Raw genomic sequence first — 6,802 nt, 5'->3', positions numbered from 1 at the left:
TGAAACAATATTTTTCATTTCAATGGCATATCACAGACGAATGTGACCAGAGATGCAAGCACTGTTATATTTTTTCGGGAGAAGGCTGTAAGGAACTAAAAAGCATGACGTGGAAACAGATGCAGGAGGTGGTGGCAAATTGTGAGGATTTCTGTAAAGTTTATCACAGAGTGCCGTACTTTTATATTACTGGCGGAGATCCTATCCTTCATCCGGACTTCTGGGAATTGATGGTTTTGCTCAAGAGCAAAGGAATTCCATTTACATTGATGGGAAATCCGTTTCATCTCGACGATGAAATTTGCAGAATGTTGAAAGTCTGCGGATGCGAGAAGTACCAGATGTCACTGGATGGAATGAGAGAGACGCACGACTGGTTCCGAAAACCGGGAAGTTTTGATCTCACTTTAGAGAAAGTGGGATGCTTAAACCGCGCCGGAATCACAAGTGTGATTATGAGTACCGTGTCAAAGACGAACATGAACGAGATTCCGGATATCATTGATGCGGTGGTAAATGCGAATGTAAAAATATTTGCATTTTCGCGCTATGTGCCGACTGGTGGAGAGGTGGATACAAGCATGACTCCACAGGAATACAGAAATCTTCTTGAAAGCTGTGATGCGAAGTACAAGGCATATGAGGCAGCGGGATGTAAGACTTATTTTAATAAAAAGGATCACCTCTGGACGTTGTACGAGTATGAGACTGGGCAGTTTTCTCTACCGGATGATTCCTTCCAGAGTTTAAAAAATGCGACGACAGGAATAAAAAATCCAGAAACAAAAAATACAAAAACAGAAAATACGGGAACAGAAAGCGTAGGAACAGAGAACGTAGAAAGAGGGAATACAGAGACAAAGGATGAGATGATCTACGGCGGCTGCAACTGCGGAAACTGCCACATCACAATCTCCTCAAACGGCGATATCATGGCATGCCGGAGAGTCACCAATAGCAAAGTGGCAAATGTATTTGAGGACCGGTTAGCGGATGTGTGGATTTGCCAGATGGAGAAGTACCGGGATTTTGATAAGTTCAAGAAATGTAGCAAATGCGAGCTGAAGGCATGGTGCAGAGGATGTCCGGCAGTCGCAAATGGTACAAGCGGTGATTTCTACGGGACAGATCCGCAGTGCTGGAAGACGAGAAATGAGCTGACTGGAGAGTCATTTTTATGTTAAAGGTCAAGGGGGAAAATTGAAAATGGATTTATCCACATGTTTAATGAAAATGAAACTTGTCGGCGTTCTTGCATTCGCAACCGTAGATGCAAATGGGGCGCCGCAGATTAGAAATATTAGTGCGATTCACTATGAGCCAAATGCGTTATATTTTCTCACAGCGCGCGGAAAGAATTTCTGCAAGGAACTGCTTGAGGATGGCAGAGTGCAGATTTTGTGTTACACCAAGTATAAAGAGATGATTCGTCTGTCTGCAAGAGCATATGCCATCCCGCAGGAAGAACAGAAAAAATGGGTTGACAAGATCTTTGAGGAACAGCCATATCTTTCCAATGTATATCCGGGGGATACGCGTGAGATCACGACGATTTTCTGCATTGACAAAGGCGAGGTCGAGTATTTTAATCTCGGGGTCAAGCCGATTTTTAGAGAGACATATAGTCTTGGAAATGCTAAAATAGAGAAAAAGGGATATTTCATAACCGATAAGTGTATTGGATGTGGCAAGTGTATGCAGGTTTGCCCGCAGAGCTGTATTGATAAAGTGGAAAACACAAATGAAAATGGAAATGAAAAAGAAGATAGAAGCAAAGCGGAAAATGGAAAGAGAAGACCATTAGTGATTAAGCAGAATCACTGCCTGCACTGCGGAAGCTGTTTTGAAAATTGTCCAGTAGGGGCGGTGGAGAGAAGAACGGCTAGAAAGAGAGGAGACAAATGTTCGGTTGGAGATTTTCGCGGAATAGAGTAGATGGAAAAGAGAAAACTGCCTCTGACAGAAAAGGTGAGATCGATTGGCTCAGAGAAGAGTTAGATCGTGCAGATGCTGTGATCATTGGTGCAGGAGCAGGACTTTCCACCTCTGCTGGTTTCACTTATACAGGAGCGCGGTTTGAGCGATATTTTCAGGACTTTGCCGAAAAATATCAGTTTCAGGATATGTATTCGGGGGGCTTTTATCCGTTTTCAACTCTGGAAGAGCACTGGGCATACTGGAGCAGATACATTTATATCAACCGCTATATGAATCCATCGAAAGATGTCTATCAAAAACTCTATAATCTCGTGAAAGAAAAAGATTATTTTGTATTGACGACAAATGTGGATCATTGTTTCCAGAAAGCTAGTTTTGACAAACGTCGCCTGTTCTACACGCAGGGGGATTATGGCCTGTTTCAGTGCAGCAAGCCGTGCCGTGCAGAGACATACGACAATGAGGAGATCATCCGTAAAATGGTCGAGGCGCAGGGATACCGGATTGGTGAGGATAGTATTTTGAATTTACCGGAGCATACGACTCCCAAGATGACGGTTCCGTCGGAGTTAGTTCCGCATTGTCCGAAATGTGGGGCTCCGATGAGCATGAATCTGCGCGCGGATGATACGTTTGTGCAGGATGAGGGATGGTATCGCGCTTCAGAGCGGTATGCAGATTTTCTGCGCAGACATGAGGATATGAAGGTGCTTTTTCTTGAGACAGCGGTTGGTTACAACACACCAGGTATCATAAAATACGGCTTCTGGAACATGACACGGGAATGGAAACACGCGGTTTATGCCTGCCTGAATAAGGGGGAGGCATATGCACCAGATGAGATTTTAGAGAGATCGATCTGTATCAATGGAGATATTGGGGAGATTCTGAACCAGCTTTAGAAGAACCTGAAGAGATTCTGAACTACACCAGTTTGAAATTAATAAAATCACGCCGCGCCGGAAAAAAGTCGAAAAAGAAAATGAATCAAATTGCAGATAAGAATGAGTATTTTATCCTGATGTGAGGAGAAGGCTCATTCTTATTTTTGTGATAGGAATTGCATCTGTGAATAAAATCGTTTAGAATTTAAGTAGGGTCTTTAAAATTTAGAGCTTTAGAAATTGTAAGTTTTTTGCCAGGAAGGAGAGTCAGAAATGGAGAAAGTAAAGAAAAATTTTGGTTTTGGATTTATGCGTCTTCCGATGAAAAATGATGAGGTGGATATTCCAGAGACAAAACGGATGGTGGACGCGTTTCTTGATGCAGGTTTCAACTATTTTGACACTGCGCACGGCTATCTTCAGGGAAAGAGTGAACTTGCATTGAAAGAATGCCTGACAAGCCGTTATCCGCGTGATCGTTATATTGTGACAGACAAGCTCACCGCAAATTTCTTTAAGACGGAGGCAGATATTCGCCCGGTCTTTGAAAGTCAGCTTAAAGCCTGTGGAGTCGATTATTTTGATTTTTATCTAATGCATGCGCAGGGCGAGGGAAATTATTCGCATTTCAAGGAGTGTCATGCCTATGAGACCGCATTTGCGCTGAAGGCGGAGGGCAAGATTCGTCATGTCGGCATCTCCTTCCATGACCGTGCGGAGGTTTTGGAGAAGATTTTGACAGAGTATCCGGAAGTGGAGGTCGTGCAGATCCAGTTCAATTATGTGGACTATGATGATCCGGCGGTGCAGAGCCGTAAGTGCTATGAGGTTTGTCAGAAGTTTGGAAAACCGGTCATTGTCATGGAGCCGGTAAAGGGTGGAAATCTGGTCAATCTGCCGGAGGATGCAAAGGCTGTTTTGGAGGAACTGCACGGTGGAAGTCCGGCAAGTTATGCGCTTCGTTTTGCAGCGGGATTTCCGGGCATGATGATGGTGCTTTCCGGCATGAGCAATATGGAGCAGATGGAAGATAATATCTCCTTTATGCGGGATTTCAAGCCGTTAAATGAAACGGAACTTGCCGCAGTTCGGAAAGTACAGGAAATTTTCAGAAGCAAACATCTGATTCCGTGTACGGCCTGTCGTTACTGTACGGATGGATGTCCGAAACATATCTCGATTCCGGATCTGTTTGCAACGATGAATACGAAGCAGATTTACCATGATTGGAATGCGGATTACTATTACAATGTAGTTCATACCGCTCCGGGTCGAAAGGCATCTGACTGTATCAAGTGCGGCAAATGCGAGAAAGTCTGTCCTCAGCATCTACCGATTCGTGATCTGCTTATGGATGTGGCGAAAGAATTTGAGAAGAAGCCGGAAGAAGCAGAAACCTCAGAGGAATAACAACGTCAGAAATGGACAAAAATGATGCGAGGGGAGTAGAATGTGGGACATGAAAACCTTATATTTAGACTGTAATATGGGGGTGACAGGAGAGATGCTGGCATCCGCCTTGTTGGCGATCCATCCAAATCCCAATCAGGTGATGGAACGGCTGAACCGATTAAACTTACCGGGTCTGAGTTTTCAGGCTGAATCGGTTGTGAGCGGTGGGATTGCCGGGATGCGCATGAAGATCCTGAAAGATACCGCCGCCGTTATGAATGATGGTTCGCTTCTTTCGCATCACCAATTTAAGCCCAAACGTTCACTTCTTTCCAGTTCTGATTCAAGCTCTGCCCCTGATTCAGATCCTGATTTGAATTTTTGTAGGGATTCTTGTCTGGATTTTTGTCCGGGTCCGGGATTGCTGGAAAATTTGCCGGAGAAGCTGGGAGAGCAGGTGAAAGCGGTATACCGGTTGCTTGCAGAGGCAAAGTCTGCTGTCTGCGGTCAGTCGGTTGAATTTAAGGCAGAACTGGCGGAAGTGATCGCTGTCTGCGTTTTGCTGGATGAATTGAAGCCGGAGCGCATCGCAGCATCCTCTGTTGTGGTTGGCAGTGGACTTGGGCATGGGGATCATGGCTTTTTTCCGATTCCATCTCCGGAGGTTGCCTGGATTTTGCGGGAGGTACCGACTTATGGGGGACAGATTCAGGATGAGCAGATTCCGGGAGAATTCTGTGATCAGACGGGAGCCGGTTTGATCAAATATTTTGTTCAGGAATTTGGCACCCAGCCGCGGATGCGGGTGGAACAAATTGGTTATGGGTTTAGAGCAGGTACAGAGACAGTAGTCATGCGTGCAATGATGGGCGAGAGTGCAGAGCGTGAAGACAGTGTGCTGGAGCTTTGCTGTAATCTGGATGATATGACGCCGGAACGAATTGGATTTGCGATGGAGGAATTATTTCTGGCTGGAGCTCTCGATGTCTATACCATGCCGATCGGAATGAAGAAAAATCGACCGGCGGTTCTTCTCACCTGTATGTGTCGTTCGGAACTGCGGGAACGGATGATTGAACTTTTATTTCTTCACACGACAACGCTCGGAATCCGGGAGAAAGTCTGCAATCGCTATGTCTTGAAGCGCTCCATGGAAACCGTGGAAACAGAGTATGGCCCTGTGAGGATCAAACATGTTTCGGGATGGGGCGTAGAGCGTGAAAAAGCAGAGTATGATGATCTGGCAAAAATTGCGCGGCAGCAAAATCTCTCAATTTCGCAGGTGGATGATCTGGTGAAAAGACAGAGAATTTTAACGCGCCGTGAACAAAAAAACTCTCATGTTTAAACAAAGGGATAGATGAGGGGATGAAAACGGAATAACCACGACAGAGTGATGAGGAAGAGTGAGATGTCTAAGAAAATTTTGATCATCAACACGGGAGGAACTCTTTCTTCCGTGAAGAGTGCAAATGGTCTTGTGCCGGGGATCAGCGGCAAGGACATGATGGAGGAATTAAAGCTGGTTTCAAAGAATCTGACGCTTGAGACAGAAGATTTCTGTTCTCTTGACAGTGCCAATATTGGACCGGAAGACTGGGCGGGACTGGCATCATGTATTGCACAGAAGAGCCACGAGTATGATGGAATTGTAGTGATTCATGGCACGGATACGATGGCATATACATCCTCGATGCTCGCCTTCATGCTCCAGAACATCTCGATTCCGGTTGTTGTCACGGGAAGTCAGCTTTCCATGGCCAATCCGGTGGCAGATGCGCTGGAAAACTGCAGATGCGGGATTCACATGGCTGCCAGCGGCTGCCCGGGAGTCTTTGTCGCCTTCAATCGAAAAGTAATTTTGGGCTGTCGTGCTTCCAAGGTCCGGACAATGAGTTTTGACGCATTTGAGAGCATTAATTATCCGTATGTCGGGGAGATCAGTTCGCTCGGACTTCAGATTTTTCGGGAAAATCTGATAGAAAAACGGGGGATTTTCAGACCGCAGACCGCTTACTCAGATAAGGTTGCACTTCTGAAACTTTATCCGGGCATCACGCCGGACGTTTTGGAACTTCTCTACGAAAGAGGATGCCGGGGCGTATTTATTGAGGGATTCGGGCTTGGTGGGATGCCGTTTCTCAAAAATGATTTTATTGGTGCGGTCGGAAAGGTAGTCGAGAAAGGAATGTTGGTTCTCGTCGGGAGTCAGTGTCGGTATGAGGGAAGCAATCTCTCTGTCTATGAGACAGGACGGCTGGCACTTGAAAAGGGGGTTCTCCAGGCGTATGACATGACAGCTGAAGCAGCGATGACAAAACTGATGTGGGTGCTCGGTCAGACAGATGATCTTCGGGAGATGAAGGAATATTTCTCGGTTGATATTGCCGGAGAGGTAAAAATTCGACTATAAATAATGGTAAATTCGGATAATACATTTTGATAACAACTTTGAAATGAGGCTACCGCAATCCCACTGACTTTAGACGGTGGGTTAAGGTAGCCAAAAGTTAGATATTATTGTATGCTTATATCATGGGAACATGGAAATCTAAAAACAGACACAAATACTTATTACAATATCATAT

The 6,802-nt window shown here is 45.3% G+C and carries 6 protein-coding genes; all 6 read left to right on the top strand.

Features of this window, described 5'->3' with window-relative positions; translation table 11 throughout:
• Positions 1 to 1,184: radical SAM/SPASM domain protein, ACGX system (gene acgM / locus ACR0QE_RS12795; RefSeq protein ID WP_432628723.1), on the top strand; the 1,184-nt coding region annotated here is incomplete at its 5' end.
• A gap of 22 nt (positions 1,185 to 1,206) precedes the next feature.
• Positions 1,207 to 1,935: a 4Fe-4S binding protein gene (locus ACR0QE_RS12790; RefSeq protein ID WP_432628722.1), complete on the top strand. Its 729-nt coding sequence runs from the start codon at positions 1,207 to 1,209 to the stop codon at positions 1,933 to 1,935.
• Positions 1,902 to 2,840 carry an SIR2 family NAD-dependent protein deacylase gene (locus ACR0QE_RS12785; RefSeq protein WP_432628721.1) on the top strand — a complete coding sequence of 313 codons (939 nt, stop codon included), beginning with the start codon at positions 1,902 to 1,904 and terminating at the stop codon, positions 2,838 to 2,840. Before ACR0QE_RS12790 ends, ACR0QE_RS12785 begins: the two co-directional genes overlap by 34 nt.
• A gap of 255 nt (positions 2,841 to 3,095) precedes the next feature.
• Entirely contained in the window at positions 3,096 to 4,232 is a 1,137-nt protein-coding gene (locus ACR0QE_RS12780) for an aldo/keto reductase (protein WP_432628720.1), read from the top strand.
• Between the two features lie 49 nt (positions 4,233 to 4,281).
• Positions 4,282 to 5,562 carry a LarC family nickel insertion protein gene (locus ACR0QE_RS12775; RefSeq protein ID WP_432628719.1) on the top strand — a complete coding sequence of 427 codons (1,281 nt, stop codon included), beginning with the start codon at positions 4,282 to 4,284 and terminating at the stop codon, positions 5,560 to 5,562.
• 63 nt (positions 5,563 to 5,625) lie between these two features.
• Positions 5,626 to 6,627: an asparaginase gene (locus tag ACR0QE_RS12770; RefSeq protein ID WP_432628718.1), complete on the top strand. Its 1,002-nt coding sequence runs from the start codon at positions 5,626 to 5,628 to the stop codon at positions 6,625 to 6,627.
• Positions 6,628 to 6,802 lie beyond the last annotated feature (175 nt).

The organism is Brotaphodocola sp. (assembly GCF_050873065.1).
In the GTDB taxonomy this organism is placed as follows: Bacteria; Bacillota; Clostridia; order Lachnospirales; family Lachnospiraceae; genus Brotaphodocola.
This window is presented reverse-complemented; position numbering and strand designations above follow the sequence as displayed.

What these genes read in the sequence shown, in the direction of transcription:
- ACR0QE_RS12790 (WP_432628722.1), top strand. Translation starts at nt 1,207, where the DNA reads ATGGATTTATCCACATGTTTAATGAAAATGAAACTTGTCGGCGTTCTT.
- ACR0QE_RS12785 (WP_432628721.1), top strand. Translation starts at nt 1,902, where the DNA reads ATGTTCGGTTGGAGATTTTCGCGGAATAGAGTAGATGGAAAAGAGAAA.
- ACR0QE_RS12780 (WP_432628720.1), top strand. Translation starts at nt 3,096, where the DNA reads ATGGAGAAAGTAAAGAAAAATTTTGGTTTTGGATTTATGCGTCTTCCG.
- ACR0QE_RS12775 (WP_432628719.1), top strand. Translation starts at nt 4,282, where the DNA reads ATGAAAACCTTATATTTAGACTGTAATATGGGGGTGACAGGAGAGATG.
- ACR0QE_RS12770 (WP_432628718.1), top strand. Translation starts at nt 5,626, where the DNA reads ATGTCTAAGAAAATTTTGATCATCAACACGGGAGGAACTCTTTCTTCC.